This window comes from Halocola ammonii (assembly GCF_049334165.1).
Taxonomy (GTDB): Bacteria; Bacteroidota; Bacteroidia; order Flavobacteriales_D; family Sanyastnellaceae; genus JBEGHD01.
In genome coordinates this window covers 91323-112865 of record NZ_JBEGHD010000012.1, presented here as the reverse complement: position 1 = coordinate 112865, position 21543 = coordinate 91323, and the positions used below count along the sequence as shown (strand labels likewise).

The 21543-nt window shown below is 45.7% G+C and carries 18 protein-coding genes; 12 read left to right on the top strand and 6 right to left on the bottom strand.

The window, feature by feature from the left end; genetic code table 11:
- Positions 1-112 precede the first annotated feature (112 nt).
- The 3 genes from ABHV44_RS12810 to ABHV44_RS12800 all read left to right on the top strand — a co-directional run bounded on the left by ABHV44_RS12810 (position 113) and on the right by ABHV44_RS12800 (position 2884).
- Positions 113-565: a type I restriction enzyme HsdR N-terminal domain-containing protein gene (locus ABHV44_RS12810; RefSeq protein WP_459075096.1), complete on the top strand. Its 453-nt coding sequence runs from the start codon at positions 113-115 to the stop codon at positions 563-565.
- A gap of 81 nt (positions 566-646) precedes the next feature.
- Entirely contained in the window at positions 647-1105 is a 459-nt protein-coding gene (locus ABHV44_RS12805) for a DUF5606 family protein (protein ID WP_459075095.1), read from the top strand.
- 51 nt (positions 1106-1156) lie between these two features.
- Complete coding sequence (locus ABHV44_RS12800; protein WP_459075094.1) at positions 1157-2884, top strand: M3 family oligoendopeptidase; 1728 nt, start codon at positions 1157-1159, stop codon at positions 2882-2884.
- 80 nt (positions 2885-2964) lie between these two features.
- Here ABHV44_RS12800 and ABHV44_RS12795 read toward each other — a convergent pair whose 3' ends face one another.
- Both ABHV44_RS12795 and ABHV44_RS12790 read right to left on the bottom strand, forming a co-directional pair.
- Positions 2965-4350: a vanadium-dependent haloperoxidase gene (locus ABHV44_RS12795; RefSeq protein ID WP_459075093.1), complete on the bottom strand. Its 1386-nt coding sequence runs from the start codon at positions 4348-4350 to the stop codon at positions 2965-2967.
- Between the two features lie 114 nt (positions 4351-4464).
- On the bottom strand, positions 4465-6114 hold the full coding sequence (locus ABHV44_RS12790) for a hypothetical protein (protein WP_459075092.1): 1650 nt from the start codon (positions 6112-6114) through the stop codon (positions 4465-4467).
- A gap of 181 nt (positions 6115-6295) precedes the next feature.
- Here ABHV44_RS12790 and ABHV44_RS12785 point away from each other — a divergent pair, with 181 nt between their 5' ends.
- Positions 6296-6883, top strand: coding sequence for a YdeI/OmpD-associated family protein (locus ABHV44_RS12785; RefSeq protein WP_459075091.1), 588 nt, complete (start codon positions 6296-6298; stop codon positions 6881-6883).
- A gap of 12 nt (positions 6884-6895) precedes the next feature.
- Here the strand turns inward: ABHV44_RS12785 and dinB are convergent, their stop codons facing one another.
- Together dinB and ABHV44_RS12775 are read right to left on the bottom strand one after the other, a co-directional pair.
- Complete coding sequence (gene dinB / locus ABHV44_RS12780; protein WP_459075090.1) at positions 6896-7972, bottom strand: DNA polymerase IV; 1077 nt, start codon at positions 7970-7972, stop codon at positions 6896-6898.
- Between the two features lie 319 nt (positions 7973-8291).
- Positions 8292-9182, bottom strand: a complete 891-nt coding sequence (locus ABHV44_RS12775; protein WP_459075089.1) for a 3-hydroxybutyryl-CoA dehydrogenase — start codon at positions 9180-9182, stop codon at positions 8292-8294.
- A gap of 344 nt (positions 9183-9526) precedes the next feature.
- Between ABHV44_RS12775 and ABHV44_RS12770 the strand changes: the two genes are divergently transcribed.
- Positions 9527-9916, top strand: a complete 390-nt coding sequence (locus ABHV44_RS12770) for a four helix bundle protein (RefSeq protein ID WP_459075088.1) — start codon at positions 9527-9529, stop codon at positions 9914-9916.
- Between the two features lie 157 nt (positions 9917-10073).
- Here the strand turns inward: ABHV44_RS12770 and ABHV44_RS12765 are convergent, their stop codons facing one another.
- On the bottom strand, positions 10074-12191 hold the full coding sequence (locus ABHV44_RS12765) for a Tex family protein (protein WP_459075087.1): 2118 nt from the start codon (positions 12189-12191) through the stop codon (positions 10074-10076).
- Between the two features lie 83 nt (positions 12192-12274).
- On the opposite strand from ABHV44_RS12765, the gene ABHV44_RS12760 reads away from it, so the two are divergent.
- The 7 genes from ABHV44_RS12760 (at position 12275) to ABHV44_RS12730 (ending at position 20578) form a co-directional block, all read left to right on the top strand.
- Entirely contained in the window at positions 12275-12874 is a 600-nt protein-coding gene (locus ABHV44_RS12760) for a short chain dehydrogenase (protein ID WP_459075086.1), read from the top strand.
- A 147-nt stretch (positions 12875-13021) separates the two neighbouring features.
- Complete coding sequence (locus tag ABHV44_RS12755; RefSeq protein WP_459075085.1) at positions 13022-14800, top strand: AMP-dependent synthetase/ligase; 1779 nt, start codon at positions 13022-13024, stop codon at positions 14798-14800.
- A 5-nt stretch (positions 14801-14805) separates the two neighbouring features.
- Complete coding sequence (locus ABHV44_RS12750; RefSeq protein ID WP_459075084.1) at positions 14806-16107, top strand: serine hydrolase; 1302 nt, start codon at positions 14806-14808, stop codon at positions 16105-16107.
- A 30-nt stretch (positions 16108-16137) separates the two neighbouring features.
- Positions 16138-16746, top strand: a complete 609-nt coding sequence (locus tag ABHV44_RS12745) for a phosphatase PAP2 family protein (RefSeq protein ID WP_459075083.1) — start codon at positions 16138-16140, stop codon at positions 16744-16746.
- Positions 16743-17105, top strand: a complete 363-nt coding sequence (gene crcB / locus ABHV44_RS12740; protein WP_459075082.1) for a fluoride efflux transporter CrcB — start codon at positions 16743-16745, stop codon at positions 17103-17105. The genes ABHV44_RS12745 and crcB overlap by 4 nt, the downstream gene beginning before the upstream one ends.
- Before the next feature lie 71 nt (positions 17106-17176).
- The gene (gene pafA / locus ABHV44_RS12735) at positions 17177-18817 is read left to right on the top strand and encodes an alkaline phosphatase PafA (RefSeq protein WP_459075081.1); all 1641 of its coding nucleotides are present in this window, start codon (positions 17177-17179) and stop codon (positions 18815-18817) included.
- 42 nt (positions 18818-18859) lie between these two features.
- Positions 18860-20578, top strand: a complete 1719-nt coding sequence (locus ABHV44_RS12730; protein WP_459075080.1) for a M61 family metallopeptidase — start codon at positions 18860-18862, stop codon at positions 20576-20578.
- Positions 20579-20836: 258 nt separating this feature from the next.
- Here the strand turns inward: ABHV44_RS12730 and ABHV44_RS12725 are convergent, their stop codons facing one another.
- Entirely contained in the window at positions 20837-21505 is a 669-nt protein-coding gene (locus tag ABHV44_RS12725) for a DUF4159 domain-containing protein (RefSeq protein ID WP_459075117.1), read from the bottom strand.
- Positions 21506-21543: the final 38 nt, after the last annotated feature.

Below are 21543 nucleotides of genomic sequence, written 5' to 3'. Positions count from 1 at the left end.
AGTTAACTTTTGGATTGAACTTCTATGGAGGCGAGCTAAAATTAAAGTGATTTCCTAGTTAAGCCGAATCCATTCAAATCTCAGATGTTTCGGTTCAACTATCTTTGCGCTCATGCAAGAATTGAACCTTCCGCCCTACCCTTTTAAGATTAAAAAGGAAAAAGAGCAGCACTACATTTTTGATGAAATAAGAAAGAAATATCTCGTGCTTACCCCAGAGGAATGGGTTCGTCAGCACTTTGTGATGTATCTTCACGAAGACAAAGGATTTCCACTTTCTTTGATGTCTCTCGAAAAAGGTTTGAAAGTAAATAGTCTTCAAAAGCGAAGTGACATCGTTGCTTTTGCAAAAGACGGAGCTCCGAGACTCCTCGTGGAATGCAAAGCTCCTAAAATCAAAATTACCCAGGACACCTTTGACCAGGCGGCTCGCTACAACATGCAACTTCAAGTGCCGTTTATGGCTGTGACAAATGGCCTGCAACACTTCTGCTGCATGATAAACCACCGAGAAAAAAGCTACTCGTTTTTAAAGGAGATACCCGATTACAAAGAGCTTGTTTGACACGCTGGAAACCAAAGATTTTTCATTTTCTCCAACGTTGACTTTAATTACCTTTGCGCACCAAAATTTAGCAACACATTTATGATCGTATTGAAAGATTTACTTTCCATCAGCGGAAAGCCGGGACTGTTCAAAGTGGTGACCCAATCAAAAAACAGCCTGATTGTAGAATCATTGAACGATGGCAAAAAGATGCCTGTTTATGCAGCTCACAAAATCAGTGCTTTGGAAGACATCAGCATTTACACTTACAGTGACGATGTACCACTGGCTGAAGTATACCAGGAGATTTATGATAAGGAAGAAGGTGGAAAAGCCATCGACCCCAAAAAATCTTCTGCCCAGGAAATGCGCGACTACATGGTACAAGTGTTGCCCGATTATGACGAAGACCGAGTGTATCAATCTGACCTGAAAAAGCTTTTCAGCTGGTACAACTTGCTTCACGATCACAACTTGCTGGAAGTGGCAAAAGAGGAAGAAAGCGAAGACGAAGAGCCTGCTGAAAGTAAGTCTGACAAGTCTGGTGAAGAGGAGTAGACCTATTCTTCTTTTCAGTTTTATTTTCACTGATTCCTATAATTAATTTCCATGAGCACCGAAGTAACTACATCGCAACCCAGAAAGCCGAGAATTTTTCTACCGGAAAATCTCAAGATAGATTCGTGGGACGATCTGGAGCCATATTTTGTCGACCTCAAAGAAAGACCTATAAAATCTAAGGAAGACCTGAAAAAGTGGTTGCTGGACCTCAGCGAACTCGAATCGGTGCTTGAAGAAAATGCTGCATGGCGTTACATCAGAATGTCTATCGACACAACTGATGAGGAAAAGGAAAAAGACTATCAGTTTTTTGTTCGCGAGATTCAGCCGAAGATTGCTCCCTACTCCAATGAGTTGAATCGCAAGCTGGTCGACTGCCCATATACGGATGAGCTACCTAAAGACAAAGGGTACTTCATCTATTTGAGAAAGATCGAAAAGGAAATTGAGCTCTTTCGCGAAGTCAATATTCCTTTGCTCTCGGAAGTGAGAGAGAAGGCGCAGGAATTTGGAAAAGTTGCAGGGAACCTCACCATTGAGCTAGACGGAAAGAAACTTACAATGCCAAGAGCAGGTGCCGAATTGCAAAAAACGGACAGAGATCACCGTAAGTTGGTTTATGAAAAAGTTCAGGACGCGAGGGCGGCCGTGAGGGAGGATCTGGATAGAATTTTTACGGACCTGGTGAAGCTCCGCTCGCAAATCGCCAAAAACGCAGATTACAAAAACTATCGCGACTACAAATTTGACGATCTGGGTCGCTTCGACTACACTCCCGAAGATTGCTTCGATTTTCATGAGAGTATTCGCACAGCAGTGAAACCTGTGGTTGAAACCTTTGCCAAAGAGCGCAAAGAACAACTTCAGCTCGACACTCTCAAACCATACGATATGGCGGTGGATCCGACTGGCAAAGGGCCGCTCAAACCGTTTGAAACTGCTGAGGAGCTGGTTGAGAAATCTATCGCAGTGTTCAACAAGGTCGATCCTTATTTTGGCGAATGCCTTAGAACTATGGACGAGCTCGGTTACCTCGACCTGGAATCTAAAGACGGCAAATCGCCCGGAGGTTTCAACTACCCGCTTTACGAAGTTGGTGTTCCGTTCATTTTCATGAATGCCGTGGGAACTCCGCGCGACATGGTCACCATGATGCACGAAGGAGGTCATGCGGTGCACTCTTTCCTTTCGAGAGACTTGCAACTGGCAGCTTTCAAAAACTGTCCGAGCGAAGTTGCCGAGCTGGCCTCAATGGCAATGGAGCTCCTCACAATGGATCATTGGGACATTTTTTATTCGAATCCCGAAGACCTGAGAAGAGCCAAAAAAGAACAACTTCAGGATGTGCTTTCAGCGCTACCCTGGATTGCAATAATCGATAAGTTTCAACACTGGATTTACGAAAACCCCAATCACACAGAAGAGCAACGAACCCAAGCGTGGTTAAGGATTGAGGACGAACTCGGCAGCGACCTGGTGGATTGGAGTGGCTACGAAAAAGCCAAAAAAATAGCGTGGCAAAAGCAACTCCACCTTTTTGAAGTTCCTTTCTACTACATCGAGTACGGAATGGCTCAGCTGGGCGCAATTGCTGTGTGGAGAAACTACAAGCAAGATCCTAAGAAAGCACTCACCGACTACAAAAAGGCTCTTTCGCTCGGCTACACAAAAACCATTGGTGAGATTTATGAGACTGCAGGAATAAAGTTTGACTTCTCTCCAGAGTACGTCAGCGAGCTGGCAAGCTTTATCAAGGAGGAGTTAGAAAAACTCTAAATGAAAAAGCCGGACGTCATGCTAATACTGAATCGAGTTCAGCATGACGTCCGGCTCTCAAAATTCTGTTTTCCTGCCGACTAGTTACCCCAGGGCAGCTCCAACACTCTGTCTGAAGCTACGTAACCGAGATCAACTCCGGCATCGGCATCCATTTGATAGTGAACACCAAGAGGAATTCTCGAGTACGCATTCTCTACAGCCATCTCATGCCAGCTGGAATAAGTTCTTGGCATTCCCATAAATTCATCTCTGTCTTCGTGGCTGTTGTCAGTAAATGTGATATCAGAACCAAATTGATCGGCCAACACGCCTGCAGCAGCAGAACTGAATGCGGCATGTCCTGAAGGATAAGCTGGAAACGGTGGGTTAAGACAATCGTGGAGTGTGATCAGGTGCGTTTCCCAACCGGAATCAATGTACTCCTTGATAAAATCACTTGGGCGAGCCACATCGTACTCGTACTTATTGTACCAGCAAGAAACACCGGCATCGTTCATCGCGAGTCCGAGCTTTGCATAAAGCTCAAGCGCTTCTTCGAGGTTAACTTCATACTGCTGAGCTGCCTGGTTGGCGATAGAAACCCAGCGGCCAACTGGTGTACAGGTCAACTCAAAAATGTCGTCACTCCAAAACTCCGCGATCCACTGATCTTCGTATTCGAGTGGATAAAGCTCGTAAACCTCCATCGCCTGCACGTAGAGTGCAGAGTTTTCATCTTCAGTAAAAGGAAGTGGCGGTTCAATTTCAAAGTCCTGGCCAGACATGGCAAAAGTTCTTGCATCGCCCCAAAAAGGAAGAAGTGCCGGAGTGTAATCCGGTCCTGTTGGCTGCCAGCAACCTACGCAAGATGGTGGGTTGTAAACCGGGTGATTTTCCATATAGCCGTACTTTCCGGTTTCATCGGTTTGAGCCCATTGGAAAATGGCATTGGCCACTTCCACTCCATAAACTCTGGAGCGTACGTAAACTTCTTCACTCATTTCCCCTTCGTAATAGTTGTTGAGTGCGTCTTCCAGATTGTCAATGTCCTGGCCATATTCTGTATCTACGTGAGGAAAGTAAAGGCGCATCGATCTGGCGTAAGCTGCATTGATTGCAGTCGGCCAGTGGTATTCTGAGTAGATGTCGCTATCGGGAATATCTAACCCCGGAAAAACCTCGTCCATCGATTCGTTATCCGGCATGCCAGAAACCCCGGCCTCGTAGCCGCTCAGGCCAATGTAGGCAAGTGCTCTAGCCGATACAGGAGGTCTGAAACCATCTGCATAGCGCTCTACCTTGAGGTAAAGGTTGTACCACTGGAGTGGAACATTTGCGTTGTAATTATTAACTGGTGTTGAGACAGCCGGTTGTTGAGAGGGTGGTTGTTTTTCGAGTTCAGCTTCTTTGCGGCATCCTGCTGAAAATACAAGAACTCCCGCTAGCAAAATGCCAGAGAAACCTTTTAAAACATTCCTTTTCATAAAGTTATCGGATTAAAGTGTTGTTGTTTAGTGTCGACAAAAATACAAATAAAATATTTTATCGTGCTTATTTTAACATTTAACGACACTTTGTCACGTTTCATCGAAATCAGGCTACCAGGTCAGTTGAAAGCTCTGCAATGGTCTACCAGAACGATCTCTAGCCAATAAGATGAAAATAGAATTTGGTAAATCCGATGGTAGAAGAACTTCTTTCTTACCAAGGCAATCCGTTTTGGAAAGCAATCGGCCAGAAATGCTGTAGATTTCCAGACTAGCCACTTCAGGTTCAACCTCAACGCGATCACCGAGTTGTTTTACTACTGTTTTATCAGCTATCTCGAGAAAATCTTCTACAGAAACATCAGTGTCCAGCACTTCGATCGCCTGTGCCCTTACTTCGCTGGGATCAGCGTCATTTACCCAGGCGTTTACCAACTGGCCATTGTAAATCCCACTCATCACCACATCTCCTTTTGAGGTTGCTGCAGTCGCCACTGGCGCCTGATCCAAAATGATTTCTCCATCACCATCGAGTCCAAAAAGGTAAACTTCATTGATCGCCTGGTTGCCATCAGGGTTGATGCTGTAGCTCACCCAACTGGAGTCTGCGTGCAAGGCAGCTCCATTTACCAACTGTACGTGACTTCCCAACTCAAGTAGCTCTACACCCTGATCAGACCAAACGCGAGTGCCATCAGCAGCGATTTTTTGAGACTTAAGACCGGACATTCCCTGACTCGAATTGGTGGTTCGCCAGTACACCACGATGCTTCCGGCTTCATCGATCCCAGCCGTTGATGGAGAAAAATGCCCCATAGAACCAGCCTCCACCAGTTCAATACCATTTTCAGGGAATTGAAGAGATCCATCTTCGAGTAGGTGTTGCACAGCCACGTTCCCAAGTTGGTTGTTGTCTCGGTCATCTTGCCAGCTTGTGATCAATCCGCCATTCCCGTCACTTTTTGCCTGCGGGAAAGCAAAACCGGGAATTCCCGTAACTCCGCAAAGTACGGTTGGGTTCTCCCAAACTTCTACCCCATTCACATCAAAGCGCTGGGCGTACAATTCGCGGTCTGGTGAGAAAAACGGACCAGACTGATAAAAGTAAAGCACAATAACCTCATCTTCAGTGGTGGCGATAGGAACCGGAGTATTGTAATCGAACTCCTCATCGATGAGAATCACAGGTTCTTCCCATAGCAAAGCTCCATTGGTGTCAATTCTTTGCAGTGCCAGGCCTACACTCCCACTTTCATCAGAGTGTTGCCATGTGACAACGGTCTCATTGCTCTCGGTGACGCAAATTGTAGGAAAAAACTCTTCAGAATCAGTTTCGGTCACCATCACTCCATCATCGCCAAAAAGGTGCTCGCCATTTTGATCGACCTTGTAAATCACCAGGTCGGGGTTTCCATTTCTGATATCGGCAAACGAAATCACTGCGTTGCCATCGTTGTCCACAGCCAGAGAATAATCAGCTACCCAAGTATTTTGCGGGTGATCGCTCACTACTAAAGGTTCGTCCCAAAGTGAATATCCCGTGCTGTCGAGAAGAGCGAGATTCATGTTGTAATTGTCAGCTCCGCCATACCAACTGATGAAGTATTTTCCGTCTTCGGTTTGAGCAATGTGGGTAACGGCTTTCTCACCTTCAAAATCAGAAATCAGCGTATTTTCCTGAGTGTCTGTACTCCATTGTGCACTAGCAGAAAGGGAGACTCCCAGAATCAAAAGAATGACGAGGCAAAGGTGTTTTTTCATTTTTCAGCGATTTTGATCTGGGTGCAAGTTGTAAAAATCCTCTGAATGGGACGAGAATATTTTAGTGCAAAAAGTTGATTGCTAAAGAACCGCGGCATCGGAAATACATTTTAAGTGAAATTTTGAAAAGCGTCCTAGCTTTGATTCTCTAATTTTGAAGCAAATCAAACAAAGTAGGCTTATGAAAAAGGTAACCAATGTTTCTGAGTTCATCGAGAAGCACAGCCACAACCAGGAGATTCTTGTAAAGCTTCGCGAAATTTTGACCGCCACGGAACTCGATGAAACCATTAAATGGGGAGCACCTACTTATACAATTGATGGCAAAAACGTAATAGGAATGGGTTCTTTCAAGTCGTATACTGGTCTCTGGTTTTTCAATGGCGTCTTTTTGAAGGATAAGTCGAAAGTGCTGGTGAGCGCAGACGACAAAACAAAAGCTCTTCGCCAGTGGCGCTTCACTTCTGCAGACGAAATTGATGAGAAACTCGTGAAAAATTACGTTCTGGAGGCGATTGAAAACCAAAAGCAGGGCCGCGAAATAAAGCCCGCTAAAAACAAACCACTTGAAATTCCTGCCGAACTGAAAACGGCCTTGGAAAAAGATGGCGAAGCTGCTGACGCTTTCAAAAAGCTTACAAAAAGCAAGAAGCGAGAGTATGCCGACCACATTGCTTCCGCGAAAAGAGAGGCAACAAAAGAAAGCAGACTCGAAAAGATTCTGCCGATGATTCGCGAGGGAAAAGGACTGAATGATAAGTATAAATAGCTGAGAAAACTTCTAAAAATTTAGCGTCAACTGCCCATCAGCACCGACTGTTTCTTTGATATTCAAGTTGGAAACACTGATTCCTAACAATCGCACTGGCTTTTCCGGAAGAGGCTCCAGCAGCTTTTTCACAATATTGAAAAGGTCGTCTTTGAGTTTCACGAAGTCGTCAAATGTTTGACTGCGCGTGTTGATCTGAAAATCAGAATCTTTAATCTTGAGCGTCACCGTTTTGCCCATCAGGTCGTTCTTCTTCAATCGGTCGCTCACCTTTTCGGCAATTGGGAGTAGCTCACTTTCCATTTCTTCTCGCGTAGTTTTGTCCTGGCTAAAAGTGCGTTCGGCACCAACCGATTTTCGAATGCGATCGGGACGAACTGGCCGCCTGTCTTCTCCACGAGAAATCTGATAGTAGTAAGCCCCGGATTTCCCAAAGAGCCTCACGAGCTCGTGTCGGTCATAGCGTTGCAAATCAGCACCTGTAACAATGCCTTTGGACTTCATCTTCTCGGCCGTCACCTTGCCGATTCCGTGAAATTTTGAGATGGGAAGAGCCTTGATAAATTCGTCCACTCGCTCTGGAGGAATTAGTGCGAGTCCGTTTGGTTTGTTTAGATCCGAAGCGACCTTAGCAACAAATTTATTGATCGAAATTCCGGCAGACGCAGTGAGATTGGTTTCCTCAAAAATCCTCTGGCGTATCTCTTCAGCAATCATCGTAGCTGACTTCATTTGCTTTTTATTCTTGGTAACATCGAGGTAAGCTTCATCAAGCGATAACGGCTCAACCAGATCGGTGTAATCGAAGAATATCTCTCGAATCTGTTCCGAAACGGCCTTGTACTTCTCGAAGTCGGCTCTCACAAAAATCAGATGAGGGCAAAGTCTACTTGCTGTCACCGAAGGCATGGCGCTGTGCACTCCAAACTTTCTGGCTTCATAGCTCGCTGCCGCCACTACTCCCCGCTCCCGGGATCCACCCACGGCTATCGGTTTTCCTCTCAAATCGGGATTGTCGCGTTGTTCCACGGAGGCATAAAATGCGTCCATGTCCACGTGAATAATTTTCCGATAGCGTGGCTTTTCCATTTCACGCGAATATCGGGAGTTTTGGTTGATTGCTAGATGGTCCTCGCTTCGCTCGGATAGTTTGGAATATTCAGGAATTAAGCTTCTGATCTGGACAAATCCTGGAAGTGTTTGACGCGAGGTTTAAATCTCGCAGAGGCGCGAAGAGCGTTAAGTTGGCAGTACCCACAAAAAAAAAACCGTGCGGGGGTGGAGTCCGCACGGTTACTGATAGTTCTCTACTTCAAACTAGTTGAAGACGAGTAATCAACTCCAAATTTATAAATTACTGTAAAACAAATCCGTAGGAACAACAAGCCCCGAATTTGTCAGAGTTTTCTTACTTCTTAAAAGCTTCTGCAACAACCAGGTCTTTGGTGCCGTGGCTCCAGTCGTAAAAACCTTCTCCGCTCTTCACTCCCATTTTTCCTGCTGTCACCATGTTTACCAAAAGCGGGCAAGGAGCGTACTTTGGATTTCCGAAACCATCGTGCAGCACGTTCATAATGGAAAGGCAAACATCGAGACCGATGAAGTCAGCTAGCTGGAGTGGCCCCATCGGATGAGCCATTCCGAGTTTCATTACAGTGTCGATTTCTTCCACTCCAGCCACGCCTTCGTGAAGTGTGATGATAGCTTCGTTGATCATCGGCATCAGAATTCTGTTGGCCACAAAACCTGGATAATCGTTCACTTCAACCGGCACTTTACCGAGGTTTTTAGAAAGCTCCATAATGTCGCTGGTTACTTTATCGCTGGTTGCGTAACCGCGAATTACCTCAACCAACTTCATCACCGGCACTGGGTTCATGAAGTGCATTCCAATTACTTTATCGGGACGTTTCGTTTGAGCGGCAATTTTGGTAATCGAAATCGATGAAGTGTTGGTCGCCAGCACACAATCATCCTTAGTAAGCTCATCGAGCTGGGTGAATATTTTGAATTTCAAATCGGCATTTTCGGTTGCAGCTTCCACCACCAAATCCGCATTTTCAACACCTTTCTTCGTGTCGGTAAAGGTCGTGATGCGTTCGAGCGTGTTTTTCTTGTCGACTTCGGAGATCTTTTCTTTCTTGATCATCCGATCGAGGTTCTTGGTGATGGTTGCGATCGCCTTGTCGAGGCTGTCTTGCTTCACGTCAACCAAAGCAACTTCAAATCCGGTTTGAGCAAAAACATGAGCAATCCCGTTACCCATCGTTCCAGCTCCTATTACTGATATATTTTTCATGATTTTCTGAGTTTTTAGTGGAGCACAAAAGTAGGGTTTAGCGGGGATTAGGCAAGGATGATGGTAGTTGGAAGTAGAGACGGTTTTTCAGGTCGGAGAAGAATTGGGTCAAGGAGGTTGATTTGAGAGATAAGGTAGAGATAATGTTGAGAGAGGCATTAGTCAACTAGGCCTTGACTTTGGAATTTGAAGTTTGGTGCCTGAAACTCCTCGTAGACATAGTGGAGATAAAGTTGTGGTGTAAGTGGTTGTTGATACTTGAGTTTGAGAATTTGGTCGTAAATGCTGTTTTATCAGAAAACCTTAAATTAAGGTCCATTTTTCACCCTGAACATCAATACACTATGAAAGCCTACATCGAACTAAAAGACCTTGAGGTTTATCAGCTTTCGAGAAACTTGTCAACTCTCGCATGGGAAGTTTATTCGAAACTCGACTATCAGCAGAAAAAGATTATTGGCGATCAGTTTATCCGCTCGGTCGATTCTGTAGGTGCCAACATAGCAGAAGGATACGCACGCTATCACTATCTCGACAAAGCTCGCTTCTATCACTTTTCTCGCGCCTCACTTTCGGAAGCTCTGGAACATTGGTCCGAACTTTTGTTGGAAAGATCGATCATTCATCAACCCACATTCGAACAACTCAAAAGTATTCATCGGGTGCTTGAAGTCAAACTAAACAACTTCATCACTGCAACCTACAAAAACGCCAAAAACAAAAAACGTAAATAGCTCATCGCCATCTACAACCCATAAAATCGAAAGCATGTCTTAGGCCAGAGAATTTAGCTCGACCTAACGCCCAAAACAACTTTATATCCACCTTATCTCTCATTTCTAAGCGAAGCGAAGAAAAGATTGTCTCCATAAAACTGAGCCTTGCGAAGTTTTAAAACCTCAACGTCAACCCTATCCTCTTTCTCCCTTCATCCACCTCTGTAACTTTCACCTTCAACTGTTGATGTAACGCCAGCACCTCTGCCGGATTCGAAATGAACCTGTCAGTGATTTGAGAAATGTGTAGCAAGCCATTCTCCTTGATTCCGAGATCTACGAATGCTCCGAAATTTGTGATGTTTGAAACGATGCCCGGCAAAACCATTCCTTCGCGAACTTCTGAAATGGAGGAAATTTCTTTGGAGAAACTGAAAACCTGAGCAACGCTCCTTGGATCTCGACCGGGTTTGGCGAGTTCTTCAAGAATGTCTTTAACTGTAGGTAATCCAACTTCCTCAGAGGTAAAATCTTCCGGATTCAACTTTTCCAATAGCGACTTGCTGCCGGTAAGGTCGGAAACTGAAACGCTCAACTTTTTCGCCATCTTTTTCACCACAAAATAGCTCTCGGGGTGAACGGCACTGTTGTCGAGAGGATTCTTCGCGTCAGCAATTCGAAGGAAACCTGCGGCCTGCTCGAAGGCTTTTGCTCCCAGCCTTGGGACTTTCTTCAACTCCTCTCGGCTAGAGAAGGCTCCGTTTTCAGATCTGTAATCGACAATGTTTTGAGCGAGTGAAGGACCTAGTCCTGATACGTAAGCCAGCAAATGTTTTCCGGCTGTGTTTAGCTCCACACCAACGCTGTTCACGCAGCTCTCTACTGTTTCGTCAAGACGCTTTTTCAACTTAGCCTGATCCACATCGTGTTGGTACTGTCCTACTCCAATGGCCTTGGGGTCGATCTTTACCAGTTCGGCCAGCGGATCCATCAGTCTGCGGCCAATCGATACAGCTCCGCGTACGGTGACATCGTAGCTGGGAAATTCTTCTCTGGCAATTTTGCTTGCCGAGTAAACTGAAGCTCCGTCTTCGTTCACGATAAAAACTTTTACTTCCCGATCGAAGCGCGTTTTCTGAATCAGATTTTCGGTTTCTCTTCCGGCAGTTCCATTTCCCACTGCAATTGCTTCAATTTTGTAGGCATTCACCAATCCTGCAATTTTTGAAGAAGCTTTTTGGAATTCTCGCTGAGGTGGATGCGGATAAATCGTTTCGTTGTGCAGCAGCGAGCCGTGCTCATCGAGGCAAACGACTTTACAACCGGTGCGAAAACCGGGATCGATGGCCAAAATTCGTTTTTGCCCAAGTGGCGGAGCGAGGAGGAGCTGTCGTAAATTGGTCGAAAAGACATCAATTGCACTGTCATCCGCTTTTTCTTTTGATGAGTTTTTAAACTCTGTTTCTATCGATGGTTTTAGTAATCTTTGGTAAGCGTCTTTAACAGCCTCTTCCACCAGGCTTCCGGTTTCGCTGTTGTTTTTCACGAAAACCCGGTTCAGCTGGTCGAGCGCTTTCTCTTTATCCGGGCCGATGGAAACACGCAGAATGCCTTCAGCCTCTGCTCTTCGGATGGCCAGTAATCGATGCGATGGAATTCTGCTCAAGCGCTCACTGAACGAAAAATAATCTTTGTATTTCTGGCCTTCTTCCTCTTTTCCCTTCACCAGTTTCGCTGAGATGTCGGCATATTTTTCAAATTGATATCTGACCTTGTTTCTGGCAAGTTCATTTTCATTTACCCATTCGGCAATGATGTGCTGAGCTCCTTCAATTGCTTCTTCAACAGAACTCACTTCCTTGTTGGTAAACCGCTGAGCTTTTTGTTTCAAGTTGGGTTCCCGCTGAGCCATGATGATTTTCGCCAACGGCTCGAGTCCGTTTTCTCGGGCGACCACACCTTTGGTTTTTCGCTTAGGCTTAAAAGGCAGATAAATATCCTCCAGCTTGTTAGCATCCCAGGTGGAGTTGATCTCCGACTCTAGTTCTTTATTTAGAACTTCTTGCTCCTTAAGAGATTTCAGTATAAAGTCTTTTCGTTTTTCGAGGTCGTTGAAATACTGAAGTTTGTCCCGAAGGTTGGTGATTTCCACCTCATCCAGTCCACCGGTTTGTTCTTTTCGGTAGCGACTGATAAACGGCACTGTGGCTCCTTCCGAAAGGAGATCGACAGTCTTTGCTACCTGGCTTGTTTTAAGCGAAAGCTCGCGCGAAATGAGTTCAACTATTTGCATGGCGCAAATATGGGGAAAGGGCGGAAATTGCGGTTTCTTAAGAAAAAGCTACTTTGTAATCCACAATAAAAAACTCAAAAACAATGAAAATTCTACACGTAGGTTCTTCCGGAATTGTGGGACGGGCCGTTAAAAAAGAGCTTTCCAAAAGACACGAAATAATTGAAGCCAACCGCTCTTCGGGAGACTTAAGGGTAGACATGACTGACCCAGACTCAATCAAGGAGATGTACAGCCAGGTTTCCGAATTTGACGCGCTCGTGGTGACTGCCGGTGGCGGACACTTCGGCCCGCTAAAGAACATGACTACCGAAGAAGCCCGGAAAGGCCTGGACAGCAAAATGCTCGGCCAGATCAATTTGGTTTTGCTCGGTCAGGATAATATTAATCCAGGCGGGAGTTTCACACTTACTTCCGGAATTCTGGCTGACGACCCAATCAAAAACGCATCGATCGTTAGTCTGGTAAACGGTGGCCTCAACAGTTTTGTGAAAGCCGCTGCCATGGAAATGGAAAACGGGACGCGAATAAACATCGTCAGCCCAGGACTCGTGGAAGACTCTTTTGACGAACTGCGCGATGTTTTCCCCGGGCATGTTCCGGCAAAAATGTGGGATGTAGCTATGGGCTACGTGAAATCCGTGGAAGGAGGCATAAACGGAGAGATAGTTCGAGTTTTTTAATCAACCTCTCTTACTTCCCGATCTAAATTCACAATATCTTCCAGCTCAGTTTAATTCGTTAAAAAAGCCAACTGTTAGTCCAGGGCAACTGCGGATTAGATTGCAGAATTCTTATTTTTACCACAAGCACAACTATTTATACAGACCATGAAAGAACCGACTAGACTCTTCGATTTCCCGCATTATCAGCTTGCAAAGCAGCCACTTGAAAAAAGTCTCGTGAGCAATTTCGAAGGCAAATGGCAATCGATAAGTACGAAGGAATTTGTTGATCAAATCAATTTGGTCAGCAAAGGATTGCTCGAAATGGGCGTGAAGCCGGGAGACAAAATCGGTTTGATTTCGCACAACAACCGAATGGAGTGGAACATCATGGACCACGGGATTCTGCAAATTGGCGCCATCGATGTGCCGATTTACCCCACCATGTCGGAGCGCGACTACGAGTACATTTTCAACCATGCGGAGCTCACCTACTGCTTTGTTTCCAATGAAGAGCTTTTCGAAAAAGTGCAAAACATCCGCGACAAGGTTCCTTCGCTGCAAGGCGTTTACACGTTTGAGCACGTGAAAGGTGCCGAGCGCTGGGTAAAGGTGATGGAAAAAGGAAAACAGGGAAATCAGGACGAAGTCGAAAAAATAAAAGACTCCATCAAGGAAGATGACCTGGCGACTCTAATCTACACTTCGGGAACTACCGGAACTCCGAAAGGTGTGATGCTCACGCATAAAAACATTGCCAGCAACGCCACCTGTTCGGTAAAACGTCTGCCTCTGATGGAAGAAGGCGAAGGCCGAACGCTGAGCTTCTTGCCAGTGTGCCATATCTACGAGCGAATGCTGCATTACCTCTACATGTACAATTGCTCCACGATCTATTTTGCCGAAAGTCTCGAAACAATCAAGGAAGATCTGAACAGAAGTCAGCCGCATATTTTCACGGCCGTGCCGCGACTCCTCGAAAAATTCTACGATGGAATTGTAGCCAAAGGATCGGAGAACAAAGGAATTAAGAAAGCACTTTTTATGTGGGCCGTAAATCTCGCTTTAAAGTGGGAGCCAGACAGACAAAACGGTGGCTGGTACGAATTTAAACTGGGCATTGCGCGCAAGTTGATTTTCTCCAAAGTGAAAGCTGCACTCGGGCTCACCAACATCAAGGCTGTGGCATCGGGAAGTGCTGCACTTCAACCGAGACTCGCTCGCTTCTTCAACGGAGCTGGAATTCCGGTTTACGAAGGTTACGGTCTTACCGAGACTTCACCGGTAATTGCTGTTAACACAGAGCGCGAACCCGGAATGCTCAGAATTGGCACAGTCGGAAAACCCATCGACAAAGTGGAGGTGAAAATTGCCGAAGACGGTGAGATTCTCTGCAAAGGACCTAACGTGATGATCGGTTACTACAAACAGCCCGATAAAACAGCCGAAGTATTAAAAGACGGCTGGTTCCACACTGGAGATATTGGTGAACTTTCCGATGATGGCTTCCTCAAAATCACCGACAGGAAGAAAGAGATTTTCAAAACTTCCGGTGGAAAATACATTGCTCCACAGCTTCTGGAAAACAAAATGAAGGAGTCGCTCTTTATCGAGCAAGTGATGGTTGTTGGAGAAGCACAAAAATTCCCCGCAGCGATCGTTGTTCCTTCTTTTGATGCACTTAGAACCTGGTGCAAACAGCACGACATGGAATATCCGGGAGATCAGGAAGTGTGCAACAATCAACGAATCAAGGATCGCATTTGGAAAGACGTTGAGAAGGCGAATAAAACTTTTGGCCGCTGGGAGCAAGTAAAAGTGATCGAATTGGTTTGTGATCCTTTCACGATTGAAAATGGAATGCTCACACCAACGCTCAAGCTCAAGAGAAAACCAATTTTAGAAAAATACCAGGAGCTTATCAATTCGATTTACAACGTCTAGCAATCATGAAAGCTCTTCGAATTCTAATCCTGATTTTACTCGGCTCTCAGCTCTCCTTTGGGCAAAGTGAATTCTACTTCCCTCCAACTGATGGCAGTGAGGAGTGGGAAACAATGGATTTCACTGAGCTCGGATGGTGCCAGGAACGAGTAGATTCGCTCTACAACTTTCTGGAAGAGCACAACACCAAAGGGTTCATCGTGCTAAAAAACGGTAGAATCGTTCTCGAACAATACTTTGGAACGTTCACTCAGGATTCCTCCTGGTACTGGGCATCTGCTGGAAAGAGCCTTGCGGCATTTTTGGTCGGCCTGGCTCAGGAGCAAGGACACCTGGACATTGACGATCCAACCTCCGACTACCTTGGTGAAGGCTGGACTTCCTGCACTCCCGAACAAGAGAATTTCATCACGGTCAAAAATCAAATTTCAATGACTACGGGTCTCGACTACGAAGTTGAAGACCTCGATTGTTTGGAACCCGAATGCCTGCAGTTTGGCACTTTTGCCGGTGAACAGTGGTATTATCACAACGCACCTTATCGACTGGTGCAGGATGTTGTAGCCAACGCCACTGGCCAAACCTTTAACCAATGGACTCAAAGTGCACTGGGTAGCGAAATTGGGATGGGTGGACTATGGCTGAATTACGTCCGTTTCAGCAAAACCAGAGACTTCGCCCGATTTGGACTTTTGATGGACGCTGGTGGAGTTTGGGCCGGAGACACCATTATGCACGATCAGGAATATTTCAATCAAATGATCACTTCGTCCCAGGACCTAAACCAGGCTTACGGCTACCTCTGGTGGCTCAATGGTCAGGACAACTTCATGCTTCCTGGTTTTACTTTCACCTTCCCCGGCCAGTTAGTTAACAGCGCTCCGGAAACGATGTATGCGGCACTGGGCAAAAACGATCAGAAAATTTATGTGGTTCCCGACCAAAACATTGTCGTGATCCGTATTGGAAATGCCGCAATTGACGACCTCGCTGCGGTAACTCTTTTCGACTCACAACTATGGACTGAGCTGAGCAACATGGATTGTGAAACCTCGGTGAGAGAGTTGGATAAAAGACAAATAGGAATTTTTCCGAACCCTGCCAGAGATGAACTTTTCATACAAGGAATTACAGGTCAAAGTCCTATCCGAATCCAAATCACGAATCTTCAGGGCCAGGTGGTGATGAAAAAAACTCAGAGTCCAAAAAGCGTCTTACGGATAGACGAATTGAAACCAGGGAACTATTTCATTCAACTTTTTGACGGAAAAAACCGGGAAAGCTTTCCGTTTATCATCACCCGATGATCAACCAAAAATCATCACCTTTGCGCTCCTATGCCCGAATGGATTCAATTTTTAGCCGACCTCGACAGAGATCTTTTTCTCTTTTTGAACGACATCAGAGCTGACTGGCTCGACCGACCTATGTACATTCTCACAAAAGGCTGGGCCTGGGCATGGGTTTATCCAATTGTGATCTGGTTTATGGCAAAGCACTACGGCTGGAGGACTGCTGTAGCCTCGGTGTTGGGAGTTGCTCTCGTCATCACTTTTGCAGATCGCGGATCGGTAGAACTTTTCAAGGAAGTTTTCCAGCGACTGCGACCAAGTCACAATCCTTTGCTAGAAGGCCAGGTCCATCTGGTAACCAACTTTGACGGTGAAATTTACAAAGGCGGAAAGTTCAGTTTTGTTTCATCCCACGCCTCGAACTATTTTGGCCTGGCCACTTACTTTTCACTCATACTCGGAAAGTACAACCGGAAGTGGTGGTTTTGGATGATGCTCTGGGCACTGGCAGTTTCGTACACCCGCATCTACCTTGGCGTTCACTACCCTGGAGATATTTTCGTTGGGGCACTTTTCGGCATGCTTTGCGGTTCAACTGCCTTTTTGATCGTTAGATTGGTGATCAATAAAATTCCAAAACTCAACAATCTATGAACCTGATTTTGGCTGTTTTCATTGGAGGTGGGCTCGGCAGTGTTTGTCGCTATGCCCTCTCGTTGTGGACGCGCACCTGGGGATTTCAATTGCCAATGGGAACGCTTTTGTCTAATATTTTGGCTTGCGTAGTATTGGGGCTTGCAGTGGGAGCTCTACAAGACAAACTCTACAGCCAAAACTTTATCGGCACTCTCGTAATCGTAGGGTTTTGCGGTGCTTTTAGCACTTTCAGCACATTTAGTTTCGAAACACTGCAACTGATAAAAACCGGTCATTTTTGGGTAGCTGCAGCAAATGTGATCATCAGCCTCTTTACCTGTCTGATCATCTTGTGGTGGCTCATGAAGAAATCGTAAACTTATCTGCAACTACTTTCACTTTCTACACCCTCTCTGTACCTTTGCTGTGAACTAATTTGTTTTCTGGAATGCTTCGTTCTTCTGCCATTTTTTTGATTGCCTTCGCAATTTCACTAAGTACTTTTTGTCAATCTAACGAGACCACAAAACCAAAACTCATAGTAGGGATTGTTGTCGACCAAATGCGCTACGACTACCTGGAGCGCTTTTCACACCTTTTCGGAGAAGATGGGTTTAAAAGATTGATGAATGAAGGAGCCAATTTTCACAATCACCATTTTTCATACGCTCCCACCTACACTGGTCCTGGCCATGCATCCATCTACTGTGGCACAACTCCGGTCGTTCACGGAATCATAGGCAACGACTGGTATGACAGAAAGCTTCAACGAGAAATTTACATCACAGAAGATTCAACCCTAACAGGAACAGGCACCGAAAGCAGTGCCGGGCAGATGGGGCCTCACAAATTGCTCTCCACTACACTCTTGAACGAGCTCGAAAACTTTACTGCTGGTGAATCGAAAACCATTGCGATCTCTATGAAAGATCGAGGTGCGATTATGCCTGCCGGTGGAAATGCAGATGCAGCCTATTGGTTTGTCGGAGGCGATGAGGGCAACTGGATCAGCAGCTCGCATTACCTAGACCAACTTCCGGATTGGGTGAATGACTTCAACGAGCAAAAAAGAAAAGACCAATTGCTCAGTGGTGAGTGGAATTTGCTTTTTGAAAAGGAACGCTACAAACCGTATCGGGCAGATAACAATCCTTACGAGTACAATTTTCGAGAGATGATTCGCCCGGCTTTCCCTTACGAATTGTCAAAGCTTCGCGAAAGCAATGGCAACTTCGATCTTCTCAAATCCACTCCTTCGGGAAATACCTACACCACAGAGTTTGCCATCTCGGCACTGGTAAATGAAAACATGGGAACCGATGACATCACTGATTTTCTGTCTGTGAGCTACTCGGCAACGGATTATCTAGGCCATCAGTTTGGCCCGTACTCACTCGAAATTCAAGATACTTATGCGCGCTTCGACAGAGACATTGCCAACTTGTTGAAAGAGCTCGACAAAAAGGTTGGAAAGGGCAATTACACTGTTTTTCTTACAGCCGACCATGGAGCCGTCCCCAACCCCGCATTTCTCAAGGATGAGGGACTGCCGGCAGACTACCTACCTTACCACGACCTTATCAACAAAATCGAATCTGGACTTAGTTCAAAGTATGGCGAGGGCGAGTGGGTAGAGTATTTTACCAACAATCAGATTTATCTCAATCGAAAATTGATCACCTCTAAAAAGCTCGACCTGGCTCAAGTTTCTCAGGAAGTGGCAAACATCGCCATTGAGTTTGAAGGGATTTCAAACGTTTCAACTGCTCACCAACTTCATTCTGCAGCTCAGGATGGAATTGCTCAAATCATAAAAAGCGGACATCACCAAAAACGCTCCGGTGAAGTAGCTCTCGTAGTGGCCCCGGGATGGCTCACCTCCTACTCTTACCAGGGAACAACTCACGGAGCTCCTTACAGCTACGACACTCATGTTCCTCTGATCTTTTTTGGGCACTCCATCCAGTCGCTGGATAGTTTTAAACCTACTTATATTAAGGACATTGCTCCTACAATTTCGGCCATCTTACGAATGAGTCAAACGAGTGGCTGCACTGGAAATCCGATAAAAGGCCTTTTCAGTCGTTGATAATCCCAGCAGGCTTTTGTTTATTTACCTAAAATTTAGCGCATGATTCGTTACACCGTTAGCTATCAAAAGCCCCACAGACAATTCATCGATTTTGAAGCTGAGTTTCCACACGATGGAAGTGAAAAGCTCAACATCCAGCTGCCTGCATGGAGGCCCGGCCGCTACCAACTCGGTGACTTTGCAAAAAATATTCAGCAGTGGAAAGCTTTCGACAAAAACGGAAACGCTCTGGCCTTTCGCAAAAAGACCAAAGACCTTTGGGAGGTTGACGCAAAGGATCTAGACTCGGTAAGGGTTGAGTACAACTACTACGCAAGCGAGCTGAATGCCGGATCGACTTTTTTAGACGGATCGCTTTTTTACATCAATCCCGTTAATTGCTTTCTCTACTTACCAGAAAATCAGGAGCAGGAATTTGAAATCAATCTGGAACTTCCTGAAGATTACGAAGTGGCAACAGGAATGCCCAAAACCGGAAAGCATACACTAAAAGCAAAGGACACGCAACAAGTGATGGACTGTCCGCTGATGGCTAGCGCAAACCTACAGCACGAAACATACGAGGTGGAAGGAAAAACTTACCACATCTGGATCAATGGCTCCCATCACCTGAAAATTGAAAATGTCAGAGACGAATTTGCGGCTTTCACAGCTTCTCAAGTCCACGCCTTTGGCGGCATACCTTGTGACGATTACCATTTTCTTTTTCACTTTCTGCCCTACTTTGTTTACCACGGTGTGGAGCACTGCAACTCCACGGTGATCACGCTTGGGCCAGCACCAGAGCTTTCAAAAAAGAACCTCTACGATGAATTTTTGGGAATCAGCAGTCACGAGCTTTACCACACCTGGAATATCAAAAACATTCGCCCGGCTGAAATGATGCCCTACGACTTCACGAAAGAAAACTACTCGAGACTGGGCTACGTGGCCGAAGGTGTGACAACCTACATGGGCGACCAGTTTTTGATTCGCAGTGGAGTTTACAACGAGCAGGAATACTTCGGTCAGTTCAACAAGCAACTGCAAAAACACTACGACAACCCCGGACGACACAATCTTTCTGTGGCCGATTCTTCTTTCGACACCTGGCTCGATGGCTATGCCAAGGGAGTTCCTGGCAGAAAAGTTTCGATCTACACCGAAGGATGTCTGATCGCTTTCATCTGCGATGTAAAACTGATGCAGCTTTCAGGAAATAAAAAGTCGCTCGACAATGTGATGCGCAGACTCTACGAAGAGTTTGGCCAGAAAGAAAAAGGCTACACCGAAGCAGACTACAAGAGAATCATAGAAGAAGTCGGTGGAGAATCCTTCGATGATATTTTCGACAACCTCGTTTGGGGAACAGAAGACTTCACACCTTACCTGGAACGTGCGATGAATTACCTCGGCTGGGAACTCACCGAGCACGACAACCACAGCTTTGTGACCTCTCACTGGGGAACCAAATTGAACAACGAAGGGCTCGTTGTGGATATTTATCCAGAGTCACCGGCCGATCTTGGCGGGCTGTGCATCAACGATGAAGTGGTATCGGTCAACGGATTTGTTCCAGATAAAAACGAAGACGACTGGGCGCGATTTGTAAGTGCCGACATGCCTCGAGTAGTAGTGAAAAGAAGAGGTGTTTTAAAGGAGCTGATGATTCCGGTAAAAGACGAAGATCGCTTTTATAAAGTGAGAAAGGTGCAGGTTGATCCAGAATCGAATGAATCACAAAAAGCCGCCCACCATTTTTGGAGACATAGGCATTAAAAATTCCAAACGCTCGAGCTTGCTCAATCCCTAAATTTCCCAATTACCCCAATACCGTAATTCCCGAATTGCATTTTTATGTCTGTTCACACAGTAGATTGACTGAGCAAGAAAGTTCGAGAGCAAGGTGATATGCTGAGCTTGTCGAAGTACTTGCGCAGTTTTGGAAATCAAGGAGTTCACTTTCGTGAATGACCGTTTTCAAAACAAGCCCGCCTACCGGCAGGCAGGCGTAACGCAGCTATCGGAATTTCCAGATCACTCCAATTCTCCCATAAAAGCGAACTGAACGATGTTAGCTCCCATCTTCAGTGCTTTCTCGCGGATGTCTTCAGGATCCTTGTGCACTTCGTAATCCTCCCAACCATCACCAAGATCTGACTCATAGGTGTAAAAGCAAACGAGCCTTCCTTTGTAAATGAGACCAAAACCCTGTGGTGGTTTTTCATCGTGCTGATGCACCTTTGGCGGCCCATCGGGGAAGTTGAACTTTTGGTGGTAGATCGGGTGATCGAAAGGCAACTCGATAAACTCCAGCTCCGGAAACACCTTTTTCATCTGTGGTCTGAGAAATTTGTCGAGACCGTAGTTATCGTCCACGTGCAAAAACCCACCGCTGATAAGATAGTTTCTTAGATTTTCGGCCTCTGCCTGAGAAAACACCACATTTCCATGGCCGGTCATATGAATCAGTGGATAGTTGAATAAATCCGGACTTCCGACTTCCACGTAGTTTGGCTCAGGATTGATGTTGGTTCCGAGTTGCTTGTTGCTAAACTCAATTAGGTTGGGCACACTCGTTGGGTTGGCATACCAATCTCCCCCACCCTTGTATTTCAAAATTCCCAATTGATAATTTGAGGCTTGTTGAGCTGAGATAGAAAAACTGGCAAAAACCAAACAAATAAAAATGCAGATTCGCTTCATAACAATCATTAATCGCTCAAATTTAAAGTTTATTTTGG

What these genes read in the sequence shown, in the direction of transcription:
- ABHV44_RS12730 (WP_459075080.1), top strand. Translation starts at nt 18,860, where the DNA reads ATGATTCGTTACACCGTTAGCTATCAAAAGCCCCACAGACAATTCATC.
- ABHV44_RS12760 (WP_459075086.1), top strand. Translation starts at nt 12,275, where the DNA reads ATGAAAATTCTACACGTAGGTTCTTCCGGAATTGTGGGACGGGCCGTT.
- ABHV44_RS12805 (WP_459075095.1), top strand. Translation starts at nt 647, where the DNA reads ATGATCGTATTGAAAGATTTACTTTCCATCAGCGGAAAGCCGGGACTG.
- ABHV44_RS12795 (WP_459075093.1), bottom strand. Translation starts at nt 4,350, where the DNA reads ATGAAAAGGAATGTTTTAAAAGGTTTCTCTGGCATTTTGCTAGCGGGA.
- ABHV44_RS12745 (WP_459075083.1), top strand. Translation starts at nt 16,138, where the DNA reads ATGCCCGAATGGATTCAATTTTTAGCCGACCTCGACAGAGATCTTTTT.
- ABHV44_RS12785 (WP_459075091.1), top strand. Translation starts at nt 6,296, where the DNA reads ATGAAAAAGGTAACCAATGTTTCTGAGTTCATCGAGAAGCACAGCCAC.
- dinB (WP_459075090.1), bottom strand. Translation starts at nt 7,972, where the DNA reads ATGGAAAAGCCACGCTATCGGAAAATTATTCACGTGGACATGGACGCA.
- ABHV44_RS12755 (WP_459075085.1), top strand. Translation starts at nt 13,022, where the DNA reads ATGAAAGAACCGACTAGACTCTTCGATTTCCCGCATTATCAGCTTGCA.
- ABHV44_RS12800 (WP_459075094.1), top strand. Translation starts at nt 1,157, where the DNA reads ATGAGCACCGAAGTAACTACATCGCAACCCAGAAAGCCGAGAATTTTT.
- ABHV44_RS12725 (WP_459075117.1), bottom strand. Translation starts at nt 21,505, where the DNA reads ATGAAGCGAATCTGCATTTTTATTTGTTTGGTTTTTGCCAGTTTTTCT.
- crcB (WP_459075082.1), top strand. Translation starts at nt 16,743, where the DNA reads ATGAACCTGATTTTGGCTGTTTTCATTGGAGGTGGGCTCGGCAGTGTT.
- ABHV44_RS12750 (WP_459075084.1), top strand. Translation starts at nt 14,806, where the DNA reads ATGAAAGCTCTTCGAATTCTAATCCTGATTTTACTCGGCTCTCAGCTC.
- ABHV44_RS12770 (WP_459075088.1), top strand. Translation starts at nt 9,527, where the DNA reads ATGAAAGCCTACATCGAACTAAAAGACCTTGAGGTTTATCAGCTTTCG.
- ABHV44_RS12765 (WP_459075087.1), bottom strand. Translation starts at nt 12,191, where the DNA reads ATGCAAATAGTTGAACTCATTTCGCGCGAGCTTTCGCTTAAAACAAGC.
- ABHV44_RS12790 (WP_459075092.1), bottom strand. Translation starts at nt 6,114, where the DNA reads ATGAAAAAACACCTTTGCCTCGTCATTCTTTTGATTCTGGGAGTCTCC.
- ABHV44_RS12775 (WP_459075089.1), bottom strand. Translation starts at nt 9,182, where the DNA reads ATGAAAAATATATCAGTAATAGGAGCTGGAACGATGGGTAACGGGATT.
- ABHV44_RS12810 (WP_459075096.1), top strand. Translation starts at nt 113, where the DNA reads ATGCAAGAATTGAACCTTCCGCCCTACCCTTTTAAGATTAAAAAGGAA.
- pafA (WP_459075081.1), top strand. Translation starts at nt 17,177, where the DNA reads ATGCTTCGTTCTTCTGCCATTTTTTTGATTGCCTTCGCAATTTCACTA.